Consider the following 16,525-nt stretch of genomic DNA (forward strand, 5'->3'; position numbering starts at 1 on the left):
TCAGCGTGTGGCGTGGATCGCGCGCAGCAGCCGGCGGGGCGCCTGCTTGGTCATCTCCCGACGGCTCGGGTGGGCGCCGTACTCCGCGGTGAGCGCACCGCCGGCGAACCCGTGGTTGAACCACATCGTCATCGTGCCGTGGCAGGCGCCGCCGCACTCGAACCGCTTGACCGGCAGCTGCAGGAAGTGCGCCAGCCGGCGCGCGAACGCGCGCTGCTTGGTGTCGATGTCGATGCCGTGCAGCGGCTGGTGGAAGCTCACCACCCGCAGCGGACGCACCTGCTGCAGGAAGGCCATCATCGCCTTCGTCTCGGGCTCGGATGCCGGGCGCGGGCCGGAGTTGTAGTGCCCGGTGAGCCGCTGCCACTTGTACGGGTAGTTGCGGTTGAGGTCGACGCCGTGCGCGTTGACCCGCCTGTGGTGCGCCGCGCCGTCGGGGTTGTACGTCGGCACCAGCCACAGGTCCACGCCCCGCACCGGCGTCCCGTGCACCAGCGAGAGCAGGATCCGCCGCGACGCGGTCTCGTCGCCGTGCATCGTCGCGATGACCACCACGACCGGCTTGCCGGGCTCCCCCAGGTGGTAGGCCCGGATCGGCCGGCCCTGCACCGAGTGGCCGATGACCCGCGTCTCGAGCACCGTGCCCGCCTGCGCCTGTGACTGCGCCCGTACCTGCGCCCGTACCTGCGCCTGGGCCGGCGGCAAGACCAGGAGGGGGGCCAGGAGGGGGGCCAGGAGGGCGAGGAGGGCGAGGAGCCGCTTCATGAGCGCCGATCCTGGCACGTGCGGCGCCGTCCGGACGTGCAGCGACCCGCAGGCGTGGCCTCCGTCGAAGGCCCTTGGAACCGGGCGGATGAGATCCGGTCGCCTGCGGGTCGGGTGACTGCTGATGGATTGCCAGCGCGCGACGCGTGCCGCCTACTGGCGTGGTGCGCTGCTAGCGAGCAGCCACCTCACGAATCCGATAAGCATGCATTGATCGGACCACCTCCTTTCCCGTGTACGACCACGGTAGGGCGCGCACGCGGAGCGCTCAAGGGCTTATCTACGCCGTGGCGTCTACGTCGTGGCGCCGGCGAACTGCGACTGGTAGAGCCGCGCGTAGGCGCCCTCGGCGGCCAGCAGCTCCTCGTGGCTGCCCTGCTCGACGATGGCGCCGTCCTCCATCACCAAGATCAGGTCGGCGTCGCGGATGGTCGAGAGCCGGTGGGCGATGACGAACGACGTGCGGTCCGAGCGCAGGGCGGCCATCGCCTGCTGCACCAGGAGCTCGGTGCGGGTGTCGACCGAGGAGGTGGCCTCGTCGAGGATCAGTAGCGCCGGATCGGTCAGGAACGCACGGGCGATGGTGACCAGCTGGCGCTCCCCCGCCGAGAGGTTCGAGCCGTCCTCGTCGATCACCGTGTCGTAGCCCTCGGGCAGCGAGTGCACGAAGCGGTCCACGAAGGTCGCCCGCGCTGCGGCCAGCACGTCCTCCTCGCTCGCGCCCGGGCGGCCGTAGGCGATGTTGTCGCGGATCGTGCCGCCGAACAGCCAGGTGTCCTGCAGCACCATGCCGATCCGGCCCCGCAGCTCGGCACGCGGGATCGTGGTGATGTCGACGCCGTCGACGGTGATGCGACCGCCGTCGACGTCGTAGAAGCGCATCACCAGATTCACCAACGTGGTCTTGCCCGCTCCGGTGGGGCCGACGATGGCGACGGTCTGGCCCGGACGGGCGACCAGCGAGAGGTCCTCGATGAGCGGGCGGTCGTGGTCGTAGGAGAACGAGACGTGCTCGAAGGCCACCTCGCCGCGGCCCGGAGCGGCGTCGGCCGAGGCCGGTGGGTCGGCGGGCTCCTCGTCGGCGTCGAGCAGCTCGAAGACCCGCTCGGCCGAGGCGACCCCCGACTGCAGCAGGTTCATCATCGAGGCCACCGTGGTCAGCGGCTGGGTGAACTGGCGCGTGTACTGCACGAACGCCTGCACCTCGCCGAGGGTGAGCGCGCCGCTGGAGACCCGCAGCGCCCCGACGACGGCGATGACGACGTAGTTGAGGTTCCCGATGAACATCATCGCCGGCATGATCAGTCCGGAGACGAACTGGGCGCCGAAGGAGACCCGGTAGAGCTGCTCGTTCTGCTCGGCGAAGCGGCGCTCGACCTCCTCGGTGCGGTTGAAGACCTTGACCAGCGCGTGGCCGGAGAAGGCCTCCTCGATCTGCCCGTTGAGCTGGCCGGTGGTGCGCCACTGGGCGACGTACTGGCCCTGCGAGCGCTTCATGATGGCGCGGGTGACGTAGATCGACACCGGCACCGAGACCAGCGCGATGAGCGCGAGCAGCGGTGAGATCCACAGCATCATGGCCAGCACCGCGACCACCGTCATCAGCGAGGTGAGCAGCTGGCTCATGGTCTGCTGCAGGCTCTGGCTGATGTTGTCGATGTCGTTGGTGACCCGGCTGAGCAGCTCGCCGCGCGGACTCGAGTCGAAGTAGCCCAGCGGCAGCCGGTTGATCTTGTCCTCGACGTCTTGCCGCATCGCGCGCACGGTGTTCTGCACGACGCCGTTGAGCAGGAAGCCCTGCAGCCAGCCCAGCAGCGAGGCGACGGCGTAGATGGCGAGCACCCACAGCAGCACGTGACCGACGGCGGTGAAGTCCACCCCCTGCCCGGGCACGACGTGCTTCATGCCGCTCAGCGTGTCGGCCAGCTTGTCCTGGCCGCGGGCGCGCAGCGCCTGGACGGCCTCGGCCTGGGTCAGCCCGGCGGGCAGCCGCTTGCCGAAGAGTCCGGCGAAGACAAGGTCGGTGGCGTGGCCGAGGATCCGCGGGCCGAGCGACATCAGCACCACGCTGACGAGGCCCAGCCCGACGACGCCGATGGCGCGCGTGCGCTCCGGGCGCAGCCGCGCGACCAGCCGGCGCGCCGACGGGCCGAAGTTCATGGCCTTCTGGGCGACCATGCCGCCGCCCATCGGACCGCCACGACCCGGACCTCCGCCCTGGCCCTCGATGCGCTCGGTGGCCCGGAAGCCCTTGGTCTTGGGCGAGTCGCTCATACCGTCGCCTCCTCGGCGCTCATCTGGGAGGAGACGATCTCCTGGTAGGTCTCGCAGCCCTCGAGGAGCTCGCGGTGGGTGCCGTGGCCGACCACGCGACCGTCCTCGAGCACGAGGATCTGGTCGGCGTCCATGATCGTGCTGACCCGCTGCGCGACGATGACCACCGTCGCCTCGGTCGTCGCCGGCCTGAGCGCGGCCCGCAGCCGGGCGTCGGTGGCCAGGTCGAGTGCCGAGAACGAGTCGTCGAAGAGGTAGACGTCCGGGCGCCGGATGAGGGCCCGCGCGATGGCCAGCCGCTGTCGCTGGCCGCCGGAGAAGTTGCCACCGCCCTGCGCGACCGGCGCGTCGAGCCCCTCGGGCAGCGCCTCGACGAAGTCGCGGGCCTGCGCGGTCTCGAGCGCCTGCCACATCTCCTCATCCGTGGCGTCGGCCTTGCCGTAGCGCAGGTTGTCGCGCACGGTGCCGGAGAACAGGTACGCCCGCTGCGGCACCAGCCCGATGCGCGACCAGAGCAGCTCGGGGTCCTGGCGGCGCACGTCGAGCCCGCCGACCGACACGACGCCGTCGGTGACGTCGAAGAGCCGCGGCACGAGGTTGACCAGGGTGGACTTGCCGGCTCCGGTGGAGCCGATCACCGCCACGGTCTGACCGGGCCGGCCGGACAGCGAGACGTCGTGCAGCACGGGCTCGTCGGCGCCGGGGTAGGCGAAGGTGACGTGCTCGAGGTCGAGGTAGCCGCGCTCGGCGGGCGCCGGCGCGAGCGGCTCCTCGGGCGGCGCCACCGACGTACTGGTGCCGAGCACCTCGCCGATCCGGTCGCCGCAGACCGCGGCACGCGGCACCTGCATCAGCATGAAGGTCGCCATCATCACCGACATCAGGATCTGCATCAGGTAGGACAAGAACGCCGTCAGCGCGCCCACCTGCATCTGGCCCGAGTCGACGCGGTGGCCGCCGAACCAGATGACGCCGACGCTCGAGACGTTCACGACCAGCATCACCAGCGGGAACATCGTGGCCATCCAGCGGCCCGCGCGGACCGCGACCTCGGTGAGCTGGTCGTTGGCGACGCCGAAGCGCTGCGCCTCGTAGGGCTCACGAGTGAAGGCACGCACCACGCGGATGCCGGTGATCTGCTCGCGCAGGACCCGGTTCACCTCGTCGATGCGCCCCTGCATCTGGCGGAAGTTGGGCACCATCCGGCTCACCACGAAGCCGACGGTCAAGAACAGCACCGGCACGACGACGGCCAGGATCCAGCCGAGCCCGACGTCTTGGCGCAGCGCCATCACCACGCCGCCGACCATCATGATCGGCGCCGAGACCGCGATGGTGCAGGCCATCAGCACCAGCATCTGCACCTGCTGGACGTCGTTGGTGCTGCGCGTGATCAGCGACGGGGCGCCGAACTGCTGCACCTCGCGGGTGGAGAAGGTGCCGACCCGGCCGAAGACGGCGGCACGCAGGTCGCGCCCCAGGCTCATCGCGGAGCGCGCGCCGAACCACACCGCCCCCACCGAGCAGGCGATCTGGATGAGCGAGACGGCGAGCATGACGCCGCCGATGCGCAGGATGTAGTCGGTGTCGCCGTCGGCGATGCCGCGGTCGATGATGTCGGCGTTGAGCGAGGGCAGGTAGAGCATCGCCAGGACGCTCACGAACTGCAGGGCCACCACCGCGCCGAGGAGGTGGCGGTAGGGCGCGAGGCGCTCGCGCAGCAGGGACAGCAGCACGGTCAGGCCGCTCCTTCCGAGACGTGGGTGCGACGACGGATGCCGTCGAGCATGATGTCCGCGATCTCCTCGGGCGTCATCAGGAATTCCTCGAACGCGCCGGGGTGGCGCTGGCCGATCGCGAGGGTGCGCAGCGTCGCCGCCGCGGTCCGGGGTGCGACGCTGAGCTCGTCGGCGTAGACCGCGAAGAGGTCGGCCAGGCCGTCCATCAGCGCCCGGTTGGCATCGACGAGGAAGTCCGGCGGCCGGTGCTTGCCGCCCGAGCCGGGCATCTCGCGCTCACCGCTGCGGTACTGCTGGAGGATCGCGCCGCGCCAGACCCCCACCACCGTCATCACGCGCTGCGAGCGGGCGAAGAGGTGATCGGCCAGGCTCACCACCAGCGATCGCAGGTCGCTCGCGCGGGCCGAGGCCTCCTTCAGCTGCCGGGTCTCGGTCTGGGGGTCCACCACGTGCTCGACGACCGCTTGCCACAGCGCGATCTTGTCGGGGAAGGCCCGGAAGATCGTGCCCTCGGCGATGCCGGCCGCCTCCGCGATCTGCCGGGTGGTGCACTCGCGGCCGCTCGCCATCAGCAGCGGCACGACGACCTCCACGATGGCGCGACGTCGCTCCTCGGGGGCCATCGGGGTGGCGCGTGGACTCATGCCGGTCAGTATGGGTGAGTGAGTACTCACTCACAAGTGCTCGGCCTCGGCGACCCGATTTCGTCGTTTGTCCGCGAGCGGTGTCCGTTTTGCCATATTTTTGGGGCAACTCACGGGGGAGTGATCGTATGACGCTGCTGGCTGCCGATCCGGCCGAGCGCCGCAAGCCGCGCAAGAAGCGCCGCCGGCGCAAGCACAAGCACCAGGTCAGCGCGACCAAGCCGACGACCTCCAAGCCGTCGACGTCCAAGCCGACCGTGACGCCCATCGTGACCGCGGCGAACCCGCTGCTCTCCCCCACCGCCCTCCACCTCGCGCGACGCTTCAGCTTCGGCGTGACGCCGGCCCTGGGCAGCGCGATCAATGGAGCCGGCGGGGCACGGGCCTGGCTGGTGCAGCAGATGACGCCGTCCGCCGTCACCGATCCGGCCGGCGACACCGTCAACGGCTGGTTCGCGTTCTTGAACCGGACCCCGCAGGAGATCTACTCCCGGGAGAAGGCCGGGACCGAGGGGTCCTGGGTGGTCATGGACGACCTGAGCAAGTGGACCGTGGCGCGGCGCATCCACAGCACGCGCCAGGTGCACGAGGTGATGGTCGACTTCTGGTCCAACCTGTTCAACGTCGCACTGGGCAACGGCAACGGTGCCGCCTACGCGCGGGCCGACTACGACCAGGTGATCCGGCAGTACGCGTTCACCAGCTTCGAGCAGCTGCTGCAGAAGGTGATCGTCCACCCCGCGATGGGGATCTACCTCAACAACAACGTCTCCACCAAGACCGCACCCAACGAGAACCTGGGCCGCGAGCTGCTCGAGCTGCACACCGTCGGGTTCGGCGCCGGCTACACCGAGGCGAACGTCAAGGACTCCGCCAAGATCCTCACCGGCTACCGCGTCGACACCTGGCCCACGTTCAACGCCTACTACGACACGGCCCGCCACTACACGGGCGCGGTGTCGGTCATGGACTTCAGCAGCACGAACACCGCCGCCGACGGCCAGGCCGTGACCATGGCCTACCTGTCCTACCTGGCCAAGCACCCCAAAACCGCCGCGCGGATCGCGCGCCGGCTGTGCGTGCGGTTCGTCAGCGACAACCCGTCCGCCGACCTGGTCAGCACCGTCGCCGCCGCCTACACGGCCAGCAACACCGACATCAAGACCACACTCCTCGCGCTGGTCGACCACCCGGAGTTCAACGCCTCCGTCGGCAAAAAGCTGCGAAGCCCGCAGGAGGACTACCAGGCGATGGTGCGCTCGCTGGGCATCACCCTGGCGCAGCCCTCGGCCAGCGGCGACTTCGTCAACGCGATGCTGTGGCAGTACAAGACGCTCGGCGCCCCGCCGTACGAGTGGGCGCCGCCGAACGGCTACCCCGAGGTCAACGCGGCGTGGTCGAGCGCCGGGCGGATGCTGAACAGCTTCTCCAGCCACCGCAACATGGTGGCCCACTGGTGGCCCACCACCGGCGCGACGCTGCCCGACCTCGCGACCCTGTTCCCGCCGCTGCCCGCGACCCTGCAGAACGTCATCGACGTCGTCAGCACCAACCTGCTCGGCGAGACGCCCGGGCCGACGATCAGCGGGGCCATCGCGACGCTGCTCGGCTGGCCGCTGACCCACGTGATGACGCAGGCCGAGGCCAACAGCTACTGGCGCAAGATCGCCATCGTCTCGACCCTGCTCGACTCCCCGCTCCACCTGTACCGATGACCGCCACGACGACACCGGGACCTGCCATGGACGCCACCACCGCCACCGAGCCCTGCGGCTGCACGGGCTTCTCGATCGACCGCCGGCGCTTCCTCGCCTCGGCCGCCGCGCTCACCGGCGCCGTCGCCGGCGCCCAGATGTTCGGCGACTCCTTCCGCCAGGTCGCCTACGGCGCCGAGACCGGCAACAACGTGCTCGTCGTGCTCAGCATGCGCGGCGGCGCCGACGGCCTGTCGATGGTCGTGCCCCGTGGCGCAGACTGGGACACGCTCTCCGCGGCGCGCCCCGGCATCGTCGTGCCCAAGGCCTCCCTGGTCGGCGGCGACACCAACTTCGGGCTGCACCCCGCGTTCGCGCCGCTGGTGCCGATGTGGAACGCGGGCACGTTCGGCGCCGTGCACGCCGTGGGCCTGCCCGCCCCCAACCGCAGCCACTTCGACGCCATGGAGGCGATCGAGGACGCCTCGGTCAACGACTCGCTGCGCGTCGGCTGGATCAACCGCACGGTGGGCGTCACCTCTGGCGCCGTGCCCGAGACGGCCATGCAGCTGGGCACCGTGCTGCTGCCGACGTCGCTGACCGGCCCCGCCCCGGCGCTCGGCGCCAGCCAGCTGGCCGACCTCGCCCTGGTGCCGCTGGACAGCAACGCCAACCAGGCGCCCCGACAGGCCTCGATCAACGCGATGTGGGCCGGCCACACCGACGAGGCCGGCAACTCCGTGCGCGACGCGCTCGGCACCGTCAACCGGCTCGCCCCGCTGGTCACCCGCGCGGCCGTGAAGGACACCACGATCCTCAACCCCGCCAACTACCCCACCGGCGCCCTGCAGAGCGTCTTGTCGAACACCGCGGCCCTCATCAAGGCCGACGTCGGCGCCAAGTTCATCACCGTCGACTACGGCAACTGGGACATGCACCAGGGCCTGGGCACCGTCTCCTCGGGCTGGATGCTCACTCAGGTCACCCACCTCGCCGCCTCGCTCAAGGCCTTCTTCGACGACCTCGGCACCGCCGCCACCCGCGTCACCGTGGTGACCATGAGCGAGTTCGGCCGCCGCGTCGCCCAGAACGGCAGCGCCGGCCTCGACCACGGCTACGGCAACGTCATGCTCACCCTCGGCGCCGGCGTGGCCGGCGGCACCGTCAAGGGCGAATGGCCCGGCCTGTCGACCCTCAACCAGGGCGACCTGGCCGTCCGCACGAACTTCCAGAGCGTGCTCTGGGAGGTCATCGCCAACCGCTTCCCGGCCCTCTCGGGTCAGAAGGCCACGATCTTTCCCGACCTGGCCGTACCGCAGACGATCGGCACGATGAGCTGAGGCTTCGGCCGACCTCCGGCAGGGTGCCAGAGCGGCACTCCGAGCGATGGTCGAGGAGGTCGCCCACGACCGTCTCGAAACCACCCGCCATCCGCACTACGGCGCGAGCCGCTCGGTGACCCAGCCCGTCTCCTCGCGGCGGTACCGCAGCCGGTCGTGGACGCGGCCGTGGCGGCCCTGCCAGAACTCCACGGCCTCGGGGCGGACGACGTAGCCGCCCCAGGTGGGCGGGCAGGGCACGTCGGCGTCGGCGAAGCGCGCCTGCGCGGCGTCGTAGGCGGCCTGCAGGGCGTCGCGGTCGGCGACGACGGCGGACTGGGGGGCCGGGTCGACCGAGGCCCAGGCGCCGAGCTGGGAGTCGCGGGGGCGGGTGGCGAAGTAGGCCTCGGAGTCCTCGCGCGGCAGCCGCTCGGCGACGCCCTCGACGCGGACCTGGCGCTCGAGGGCGTACCAGGGAAACAGCAGCGAGCAGGCGGGGTTGCCGGCCAGCTCGTCGCCCTTGCGCGAGTCGTAGTTGGTGAAGAAGCGCCAACCCCCGTCGAGGCCCTTGAGCAGCACGGTGCGCGACGACGGTCGGCCGTGGCCGACGGTGCCGAGCACCATCGCGTTGGCCTCGCGCTCGGCGTCCTGGGCCTCGGCGTACCAGCGCTCGAAGAGGGCCATCGGCTCATCGGTCAGGTCGGACTCGGCCAGTCCCCCGGCGGTGTAGTCCAGCCGCCCGAAGCGCTGGCCCTCGCGCGGCTGCTCGAGCCGGTCGGCGAGCGTACGCAGGCCGTCGGCGGCCGACCCGAGCCCGGAGACGACCGCCTTCGCGGCGTCGTCGAGGATCGCGCGGAGGTCGGGTTCGCGGCGGTCGTCCATGGGCCCAAACTAGGCCGTGCGGCATGATGCGCGACATGACCGAGGTCCACGAGGGTCTCGAAGGCGTCGTCGCCTTCCGGACCGAGATCGCCGAGCCCGACAAGGAAGGGTCGTCGCTGCGCTACCGCGGCGTCGACATCGAGGACCTGGTCGGCCGGGTTCCGTTCGAGAAGGTGTGGGGGCTGCTGGTCGACGGCAGCTACGAACCGGGGCTCCCGCCGGCGGAGCCGTACAACATCGCGATCCACACCGGCGACGTCCGCGCCGACGTACAGGCGTCGGTGGCGATGCTGGCGCCGATGCTCGGCATGGGCCAGACCTACGACATCACCGACGAGCAGGCCCGCACCGACCTCTCCCGCGTGGCGGTGATGGTGCTCTCCTACGCCGCCCAGTCCGCGCGCGGCCTCGGCAAGCACGTCATCACCCAGAGCGAGGTCGACCAGGGCGCGACGCTGGCCGAGAAGTTCCTGATCCGCTGGCGCGGCGAGGCCGATCCCAAGCACGCGCACGCGATCGACGCCTACTGGAGCTCCGCAGCCGAGCACGGCATGAACGCCTCGACGTTCACCGCGCGGGTGATCACCTCCACGGGTGCCGACGTCGCGGCCGCCTTCTCCGGCGCCATCGGCGCCATGTCGGGCCCGCTGCACGGCGGCGCGCCCTCGCGGGTACTCGGCATGATCGAGGAGGTCGAGAAGACCGGCGACGCCAGCGGCTACGTCAAGCAGCTCCTCGACAAGGGCGAGCGGCTGATGGGCTTCGGCCATCGGGTCTACCGCGCCGAGGACCCCCGCGCTCGCGTCCTGCGCCGCACCGCCCGCGAGCTCGGGGCCCCGCGCTACGAGGTGGCCGAGGCGCTGGAGAAGGCCGCCCTGGCCGAGCTGCGCGAGCGGCGGCCCGACCGGGTGCTGGAGACCAACGTCGAGTTCTGGGCCGCCATCGTGCTCGACTTCGCCGAGGTGCCCGCGAACATGTTCACCGCCATGTTCACCTGCGCCCGCACCGGCGGCTGGTCGGCGCACATCCTCGAACAGAAGCGCACCGGCCGGCTCATCCGCCCCTCGGCGGTCTACGAGGGACCGGGCACCCGACCGGCCTCCGACATCGAGGGCTGGGACCCGAGCTGGGGCACGGCATGAGCCAGATCAAGGCCCGCTCGGAGGACCTGTCCTGGCGCGAGGTCGACGAGGAGATCGTGATCCTCGACCTGGCCTCCTCGCAGTACTTCTCCCTCAACGGCACCGGCGCCGTGCTCTGGAAGGTGCTGGCCGACGGCGCCGACGAGGACGGCCTGGTCGCGGCCCTCACCTCCGCCTACGACGTGGACGAAGCGCAGGCGCGCGCCGACGTCGCCGCCTTCGTCGCCCACTGCCAGGAGCTCGGCGTCCTGGCATGAGCTGCCGTGGCTGAGACCGCGCGCCGCTCGGGGGTGCTGCTGCGCGCGGTCGGCATCGTGTGGCACGCCGACCGCACCGGCACGGTGGTCGCAGCCGCCCTCCAGGCCCTCGGCGCCCTCAGCGGCATCGGCGTCGTGCTGGCGAGCAAGCTGGCGCTTGACGCCGTGCTCGACGCACCGTCGGCGTCGTCGGTCTCCGGCACCCTCGTCCTCGCTCTAGCGGTGCTGGCGGCGGTGGTGGCGATCAGCTCCTCGGTGGGGGTGCTGCAGAGCCAGCAGCAGCGCATCCTCGGCGAGCGGGTGACCCAGCAGATGTGGCGCGGCGTGCTGCGCGCCTGCGCCGGGGTGCCCCTGGTGACGTGGGAGTCGACGTCGTTCCTCGACCGCCTGGAGCGGGTGCGCAACAACGCGCTGAGCCGGCCGGCCTCGGTGGTCTCCAGCGTGCTCGGCCTCGCGGGCGGGCTCGTCGGGCTGGTCGGCATGGTGGTGGCGCTGGCCGCGCTCGACCCGCTGCTGGTGCCGACCCTGCTGGTGGTGGCGGTGCCGGTCGTCGCGCTCAACCGGCTCTCGAGCCGACTCGAGTTCCGCTTCGCGGTGCGCACCAACCCGCTGCAGCGGCGCCGGCTCTACCTCAAGGTGGTGCTGATCTCACGGCCCAACGCCGCCGAGGTCCGGGCCTTCGGCGCGGCGCCCCACCTCCTCGGCCGGCACGGTGACGCCGACGCCGACTACCTCGCCGACCTGGTGCCGCACGTGCGCCGCCGACAGGGCCTCGGGCTGCTCTCGACGCTCGTCTCCGCCCTGGGGCTCGCCGCGACCCTGGTCCTGGTGGTGGTGCTGGTGCAGCACGGGCGGCTGAGCCTGAGCGAGGCAGGCGCTGCGGCCATCGCGGCCCGCCTGCTCGGCGGCCAGATGACCACCACGCTCACGGCGATGAGCACCCTCAACGAGGCCGTACCCTTCCTGGCCGACCTGGAGTCGTTCCTCGACGACGCCGTCACCGAGGAGTCGCTGCGACCCGGTCGGCCGCTGGACCGAGCGCTGACCCTGCGCGACGTCAGCTTCGCCTATCCCGACCACGAGCCCGCCGTGCGCGAGGTGAGCATTTCGCTGCCCCGCGGCAGCGTGGTGGCGTTGGTGGGCGAGAACGGCTCGGGCAAGACCACGCTGGCCAAGGTCGTCGCCGGTCTGTACGCGCCGACGTCGGGCTCGGTGTCATGGGACGACGAGCCGGCCGCGGGTCACGACCTGCGCGCCTCGGTCACCGTGCTCTTCCAGGACTTCATCCGCTACCAGATGTCGGCGCGCGACAACATCGTGCTGGCCGACACCCGTCGCCCGGTCGAAGAGGAGCACGTCCGTGCCGCTGCCCGCAGCGCCGGCATCGACGAGGCGCTCGCCGCCCTGCCGTCGGGCTATGACACCATGCTCGGCCAGGAGCTGGAGGCCGGCAGCGACCTCTCGGGCGGGCAGTGGCAACGCGTCGCGCTGGCCCGCGCGCTCTACCGCGACTCCGCGGTGGTGGTGCTCGACGAGCCGACCGCGGCGATGGATCCGCGCGCCGAGGCCGCCCTGTTCGGCGACGTGCGCTCCATGCTCGCGGGCCGCACGGCGCTGCTCATCTCGCACCGCTTCTCCAGCGTGCGAAGCGCCGACTACATCTACGTGATGGACGCCGGCCGGGTCGCCGAGGAGGGCACGCACGACGAGCTGGTGGCGCTGGGCGGCACCTACGCCGAGCTGTACGCCCTGCAGGCGGCGGCCTACCTGGACTGAGTGCGCCGAGCGTCCTCGCGCTCGGCCGCGACCACCCAGCGCGCCAGCCCGGCGTCGTCCGGCACGGGGTCGCTCACCGGCAGGTCGATGCCTCGCAGCCGGTAGCGCACCCCCTCGGCCAGCATGTGCGCGACGGCGCCGGCCGTGGCCGGTCCGGTGTCACGAGTGGCCCGGTACCAGTTGCGCACCGAGTGGACGCTCGCCGACGGGGCCGACGGTGGCCGGCGGCGACCCAGCCGGTCGAGCAGCCGCACCCAGGCGGTGCGCGGGCCCATCGCGGCCGCCCACGGTCCGACGGCGGGATCGAGCCAGCGAGACGTGGCCTCGAGCACCGCCCGTACGTGCGGGACCACGCCCCACTCCTGGGCGCGTCCACGCAGCTGGTCCGGCGCGAAGTCGGCCGCGCGGAGCACCTGCTGCACGTCGAGCAGCCAGCGCAGCTCCGAGCAGCCCGACAGGCAGGCGTGCAGCATCACGTGCAGGGCGAAGTCGAGCTCGTCGAGGGTGGCCACCGAGGCACCCTCGACCCGGACCAGTCGGCGACGCCCGAGGAGCACGTCGGCCGCGAGGTGCGTGCGGTCGCGCAGTGCGGCGTGGTTGACCAGGCTCCAGTGCAGGTCGAGCACGGTGCCGTGGGGCAGCCGCATGCTCAGCTCGGCCGTGCGGTGGCGCACCGCGTAGTCCCAGTCCTCGGGCACCACGCTCGCCCCGGCCAACCCCAGCACGGCGACGGCCTCACCCACCCGCGTCGGGGAGACGAGCACGTCGAGGTCGGCGGCGTCGCGCACCTGCTTCTTCTCGAAGACGAGGCTGCGCAGCACCAGGCCCTTCAGCGCCGCCCACTCGATGTCCGCCCCGTCGAGCGCCGACCCCAGCCGCACCAGGTCGGCCACGGTGCGCATGTCGCGAGCGGCGGCGCCACTGCGCAACCGCGTCAACGGTGGCGGCACCGGGTGACCCGCGGTCTGGACCGCGAAGGTCACTGGGGCCAGGACACCGGCCGCCACCGCGCGCTCGACCCAGGTGATCTGCGGCGGCGGCGTGGGACAGGGCAGGTCGCGGGCGAACGACCGGGTCGCGCCGTGCACGAAGGCGTCGGCGTCGTCCACGGGCGGCCATCCTGCCTCCTCGCCGGGCTGGGCGCAGGGGTCTGGCCGAACTCGCCTCCGAGCCGATGGCCGCCTCTAGCATGGCGGTGTTCCCACTGCACCCACCGATGGACGCCCGTGAAGCCCGACCACCCCGACTCCGCCGACCAGCGGCGGCACTACGCCGAGCTGGAGAGCCGTCCGGTGCGGCCCCGCCGCTCGCCGGTCGTGATGGCCGCGGCGGTCTGGACCTGGCTGGCCATCGCGATCACCCGGCGCCGGCTGCGACGAGTCGGCTTCGCCGCCGCGGTGCCGGCGCCACCGGCGCTGCTGCCCTGGAGCAGCCGGCGCGGCGTCTACGGCGTGCTCTCGCGGCTCTCCCCTACCTGCCTCGAGCGCTCCTACGTCCTCCAGCGGTGGTTGAGCGCCCACGGAGTGGACTTCGAGGTGGTGGTGGGCGTGCGCCGTGATGAGGCCGGTGCCATCGCCGCCCACGCCTGGATCGAGGAGCTCACCACGGCCCGGGAGCGTGGCCGCTACACCGAGATCCACCGCGTCCCGGCGCCGGCCGCGTGAGCCGCGACCGACTCGCCGCGCTCGAGCGCGGCACCGGGCTGGTGTTCGGCCTCGACCCGGAGGTGACCGCGCCGCGGGCGCCGCGCGGCGCCACCGCTCGCGAGGCCCTCGAGTCGGTGGTGCTCGAGGCGCTGCAGCGGCCGCCCTGCCTGGTCAGCTTCTCCGGCGGCCGCGACTCGTCCTCCGTGCTGGCCGTGGCCGCTCACGTCGCCCGCCGCGAGGGACTGCCGCTGCCGGTGCCGACGACGTTGGTCTTCCCCGAGTGCGAGAGTGCCGAGGAGTCGGCGTGGCAGGAGCTGGTGGTGCGCCACCTCGCCCTGCCCGAGTGGAACCGCGTGGTGCTGCACGACGAGATCGACCTGGTCGGGCCCCTCGCCCGGCCGGTGCTGCGGACGCTGGGCCGTACCTGGCCCTTCAACGTCTACTTCCACGTGCCGATCTTCGAGCTCGCCCGCGGCGGCACGGTGCTCTCCGGGGTCTTCGGCGACGAGACCACCTCCGCGGGCTGGGCGTGGCGTCACGAGAACCTCGTGGCCCAGCGGCTGCGGCCCGGTGGTCCTCGCGACCTGGCCCGCATCGTGCTGGCAGCGGCAGGGCCGAGAGCCGTGCGCGGACAGGTGCTGCGGCGGCGCGAGGTCCGTCGGGACGAGGTGCCCACCCGTCCGCCGTGGCTCACCGAGTACGCCTTCGACATCGTGCAGGACGCGCGACGCGACCAGGCCGAGCGCGAGAGCCTCTCGCTGCGGCGGTCGATGACGCAGACGCTGTGGCGGCTGCGTTCCCGCGTGCTCGGCCTGGAGACGCTGGACCGGCTGGCGGCCGAGTACGACGTCACGCACTCCGCACCGTTCGCCGACGAACGCTTCGTCGGCGCCCTGCTGGCCGAGCGGTCGTGGCGCATGTTCGAGACGCGGACCGCGGCCGTGCGTCACCTCGTCGGCGATCTGCTGCCCGAGGAGATGTGCGCCCGCAGCTCCAAGGCCTACTTCGACTCCGCGTTCTTCCACCGCCACGCGCGGGCGTTCGCCCACGACTGGGACGGCACCGGCCTGGACCCCGACTACGTCGTGGCCGAGGAGCTGCGCCGCACGTGGACCCACGACGACGAGCCCGACGCCCGCACGTTCGCGCTGCTCCAAGACGCGTGGCTGGCCGCCGACCGTCGCTCGCCGGCCTCAGACCGAGCCTGAGGGCAACTCCGCCAGCACCTCGGCCACCTCGGCCAGCGACTCCCACCGCCGGGGCCGCGACAGCCGGAGGAAGGGCAGCGCGGCGTAACCCATGAGCGCCACGGGGTCGGCCGGCTCGAGGAGCACCGCGCGGTTCTCCAGCAGCACCTTGATTCGCTCGCCGGCGGATAACGGCGCCAGACCGGTGCGCTCACCCCACTCCAGCAGCAGCCACCCCGCCAGCGGCACCCCGGTCACGACCGGCGTCACGTCGTAGCGGTAGCGCGGGCGGGCGCCGAGCACACCCAGGTCACGACCCAGGCCGAGATGACGGGCAGCGTCGGGGCGCAGGTCGACGAACGCCGGGCCGGGGAGCACGAGGCCACCGTCCTCGACCACGACGTCGTCACTGAGCACCGGCAGCCCGCACGAGGCGAGGTAGCCCAGGGTGGTGCTCTTGCCCTGGTTCTTGTGGCCGATGACCGCCCAGGCACGACCGTCCACCACCACGGCGCCGGCGTGCATGGCGTCGCGTCCGTGCCACCAGTTGGTCACCGCGCAGGTGCCCGAGAGCAGCGGGTGCAAGAGCTCCTCGTCGGTGTAGTCGCGGCCGAGCCAGAGCCGCACCGTGGTCTCGCCGCGTCGCAGCTCGGCCCAGCTCTCGCCGTCGGAGAGGGGCAGCAGCGCGCGGTCGCGGTCGAGGACGAACCGAGGGTCGGGCAGCCGGTCGGCCGGGTCCGTGATGCGCTCGACCCGGATCTCGGGGTCGCCGTCGCGGGCCGGCGCCATCAGCCCCAGCGCTCCGGAGAGTCCCTCCAGGCGCAGCCCGTACACGCCGAAGCCGGTCATCGCCACCGTCCGTGGGGCATCTCGGGCGAGACCCTTAGGGGAGACCTCCCCTGTCGGGCGGCACGGCGCGCGACGTAGTTTCTCGGTGACACTTCACACCGCTGACGCGCACGAACCGCAGCGTGCCCAGCGCCACCAGGAATGAGCCCACCATGTCGCAGGACTACACCAGCCCCGAGATCACGCTCGTCGCTAGCGTTCACGAGCTGACGCTCGACGTCGACAAGTCCTACCACCCGAAGTCGGACGGCTACACCTTCGGCGGCAAGCCGATCAACGTCTCCTGATCCCAGGACGGCACGAGGGGCGGAGGGCTGGTGCCCTCCGCCCCTCGTGGCATGTAGGGCACGG

Annotated in this window: 15 protein-coding genes; 8 read left to right on the forward strand and 7 right to left on the reverse strand. The window is 72.0% G+C overall.

Features of this window, described 5'->3' with window-relative positions:
• The 4 genes from D9V37_RS14970 to D9V37_RS20520 form a co-directional block, all read right to left on the reverse strand.
• Complete coding sequence (locus tag D9V37_RS14970) at nt 1-765, reverse strand: DUF2817 domain-containing protein (RefSeq protein WP_121806990.1); 765 nt, start codon at nt 763-765, stop codon at nt 1-3.
• Between the two features lie 294 nt (nt 766-1,059).
• Nucleotides 1,060-3,039 carry an ABC transporter ATP-binding protein gene (locus tag D9V37_RS14975; protein WP_121806991.1) on the reverse strand — a complete coding sequence of 660 codons (1,980 nt, stop codon included), beginning with the start codon at nt 3,037-3,039 and terminating at the stop codon, nt 1,060-1,062.
• Complete coding sequence (locus D9V37_RS14980; RefSeq protein WP_121806992.1) at nt 3,036-4,775, reverse strand: ABC transporter ATP-binding protein; 1,740 nt, start codon at nt 4,773-4,775, stop codon at nt 3,036-3,038. The genes D9V37_RS14975 and D9V37_RS14980 overlap by 4 nt, the downstream gene beginning before the upstream one ends.
• A 2-nt stretch (nt 4,776-4,777) precedes the next feature.
• Nucleotides 4,778-5,422: a TetR/AcrR family transcriptional regulator gene (locus tag D9V37_RS20520; RefSeq protein WP_198412582.1), complete on the reverse strand. Its 645-nt coding sequence runs from the start codon at nt 5,420-5,422 to the stop codon at nt 4,778-4,780.
• A gap of 128 nt (nt 5,423-5,550) precedes the next feature.
• On the opposite strand from D9V37_RS20520, the gene D9V37_RS14990 reads away from it, so the two are divergent.
• On the forward strand, nt 5,551-7,137 hold the full coding sequence (locus D9V37_RS14990) for a DUF1800 domain-containing protein (protein WP_121806993.1): 1,587 nt from the start codon (nt 5,551-5,553) through the stop codon (nt 7,135-7,137).
• A gap of 26 nt (nt 7,138-7,163) precedes the next feature.
• Nucleotides 7,164-8,456, forward strand: coding sequence for a DUF1501 domain-containing protein (locus D9V37_RS14995; RefSeq protein WP_158604487.1), 1,293 nt, complete (start codon nt 7,164-7,166; stop codon nt 8,454-8,456).
• A 96-nt stretch (nt 8,457-8,552) separates the two neighbouring features.
• Here D9V37_RS14995 and pdxH read toward each other — a convergent pair whose 3' ends face one another.
• Nucleotides 8,553-9,317 (reverse strand): pyridoxamine 5'-phosphate oxidase, encoded by a 765-nt coding sequence (gene pdxH / locus D9V37_RS15000; protein ID WP_121806995.1) that lies wholly within the window; start codon nt 9,315-9,317, stop codon nt 8,553-8,555.
• Nucleotides 9,318-9,352: 35 nt separating this feature from the next.
• Here pdxH and D9V37_RS15005 point away from each other — a divergent pair, with 35 nt between their 5' ends.
• The 3 genes from D9V37_RS15005 to D9V37_RS15015 are packed head-to-tail and all read left to right on the forward strand — an operon-like array spanning nt 9,353 to nt 12,492.
• On the forward strand, nt 9,353-10,459 hold the full coding sequence (locus tag D9V37_RS15005; protein ID WP_121807832.1) for a citrate synthase 2: 1,107 nt from the start codon (nt 9,353-9,355) through the stop codon (nt 10,457-10,459).
• Complete coding sequence (locus D9V37_RS15010) at nt 10,456-10,716, forward strand: PqqD family protein (RefSeq protein WP_121806996.1); 261 nt, start codon at nt 10,456-10,458, stop codon at nt 10,714-10,716. The genes D9V37_RS15005 and D9V37_RS15010 overlap by 4 nt, the downstream gene beginning before the upstream one ends.
• A 6-nt stretch (nt 10,717-10,722) precedes the next feature.
• Nucleotides 10,723-12,492, forward strand: a complete 1,770-nt coding sequence (locus D9V37_RS15015; protein ID WP_198412583.1) for an ABC transporter ATP-binding protein — start codon at nt 10,723-10,725, stop codon at nt 12,490-12,492.
• Here D9V37_RS15015 and D9V37_RS15020 read toward each other — a convergent pair.
• Nucleotides 12,480-13,601 carry a nucleotidyltransferase family protein gene (locus tag D9V37_RS15020; protein ID WP_121806997.1) on the reverse strand — a complete coding sequence of 374 codons (1,122 nt, stop codon included), beginning with the start codon at nt 13,599-13,601 and terminating at the stop codon, nt 12,480-12,482. The two genes, D9V37_RS15015 and D9V37_RS15020, sit on opposite strands and share 13 nt — an antisense overlap.
• A gap of 117 nt (nt 13,602-13,718) precedes the next feature.
• Between D9V37_RS15020 and D9V37_RS15025 the strand changes: the two genes are divergently transcribed.
• Together D9V37_RS15025 and D9V37_RS15030 are read left to right on the forward strand one after the other, a co-directional pair.
• Complete coding sequence (locus D9V37_RS15025; protein ID WP_121806998.1) at nt 13,719-14,156, forward strand: lasso peptide biosynthesis B2 protein; 438 nt, start codon at nt 13,719-13,721, stop codon at nt 14,154-14,156.
• The gene (locus tag D9V37_RS15030; RefSeq protein WP_158604488.1) at nt 14,153-15,346 is read left to right on the forward strand and encodes an asparagine synthase-related protein; all 1,194 of its coding nucleotides are present in this window, start codon (nt 14,153-14,155) and stop codon (nt 15,344-15,346) included. The genes D9V37_RS15025 and D9V37_RS15030 overlap by 4 nt, the downstream gene beginning before the upstream one ends.
• Here D9V37_RS15030 and D9V37_RS15035 read toward each other — a convergent pair.
• Nucleotides 15,332-16,174 carry a hypothetical protein gene (locus D9V37_RS15035; RefSeq protein WP_121807000.1) on the reverse strand — a complete coding sequence of 281 codons (843 nt, stop codon included), beginning with the start codon at nt 16,172-16,174 and terminating at the stop codon, nt 15,332-15,334. The genes D9V37_RS15030 and D9V37_RS15035 overlap by 15 nt on opposite strands.
• A 152-nt stretch (nt 16,175-16,326) precedes the next feature.
• Between D9V37_RS15035 and D9V37_RS20915 the strand changes: the two genes are divergently transcribed.
• On the forward strand, nt 16,327-16,461 hold the full coding sequence (locus D9V37_RS20915; RefSeq protein WP_269778384.1) for a hypothetical protein: 135 nt from the start codon (nt 16,327-16,329) through the stop codon (nt 16,459-16,461).
• Nucleotides 16,462-16,525 lie beyond the last annotated feature (64 nt).

This window comes from Nocardioides mangrovicus (genome assembly GCF_003674065.1).
In the GTDB taxonomy this organism is placed as follows: domain Bacteria; phylum Actinomycetota; class Actinomycetes; order Propionibacteriales; family Nocardioidaceae; genus Marmoricola; species Marmoricola mangrovicus.

Excerpts from the sequence above, each read along its gene's own strand:
- D9V37_RS14970 (WP_121806990.1), bottom strand. The coding sequence starts at position 765 with ATGAAGCGGCTCCTCGCCCTCCTCGCCCTCCTGGCCCCCCTCCTGGCC.
- D9V37_RS14975 (WP_121806991.1), bottom strand. The coding sequence starts at position 3,039 with ATGAGCGACTCGCCCAAGACCAAGGGCTTCCGGGCCACCGAGCGCATC.
- D9V37_RS20520 (WP_198412582.1), bottom strand. The coding sequence starts at position 5,422 with ATGAGTCCACGCGCCACCCCGATGGCCCCCGAGGAGCGACGTCGCGCC.
- D9V37_RS14990 (WP_121806993.1), top strand. The coding sequence starts at position 5,551 with ATGACGCTGCTGGCTGCCGATCCGGCCGAGCGCCGCAAGCCGCGCAAG.
- D9V37_RS14995 (WP_158604487.1), top strand. The coding sequence starts at position 7,164 with ATGGACGCCACCACCGCCACCGAGCCCTGCGGCTGCACGGGCTTCTCG.
- pdxH (WP_121806995.1), bottom strand. The coding sequence starts at position 9,317 with ATGGACGACCGCCGCGAACCCGACCTCCGCGCGATCCTCGACGACGCC.
- D9V37_RS15005 (WP_121807832.1), top strand. The coding sequence starts at position 9,353 with ATGACCGAGGTCCACGAGGGTCTCGAAGGCGTCGTCGCCTTCCGGACC.
- D9V37_RS15010 (WP_121806996.1), top strand. The coding sequence starts at position 10,456 with ATGAGCCAGATCAAGGCCCGCTCGGAGGACCTGTCCTGGCGCGAGGTC.
- D9V37_RS15035 (WP_121807000.1), bottom strand. The coding sequence starts at position 16,174 with ATGACCGGCTTCGGCGTGTACGGGCTGCGCCTGGAGGGACTCTCCGGA.
- D9V37_RS20915 (WP_269778384.1), top strand. The coding sequence starts at position 16,327 with ATGTCGCAGGACTACACCAGCCCCGAGATCACGCTCGTCGCTAGCGTT.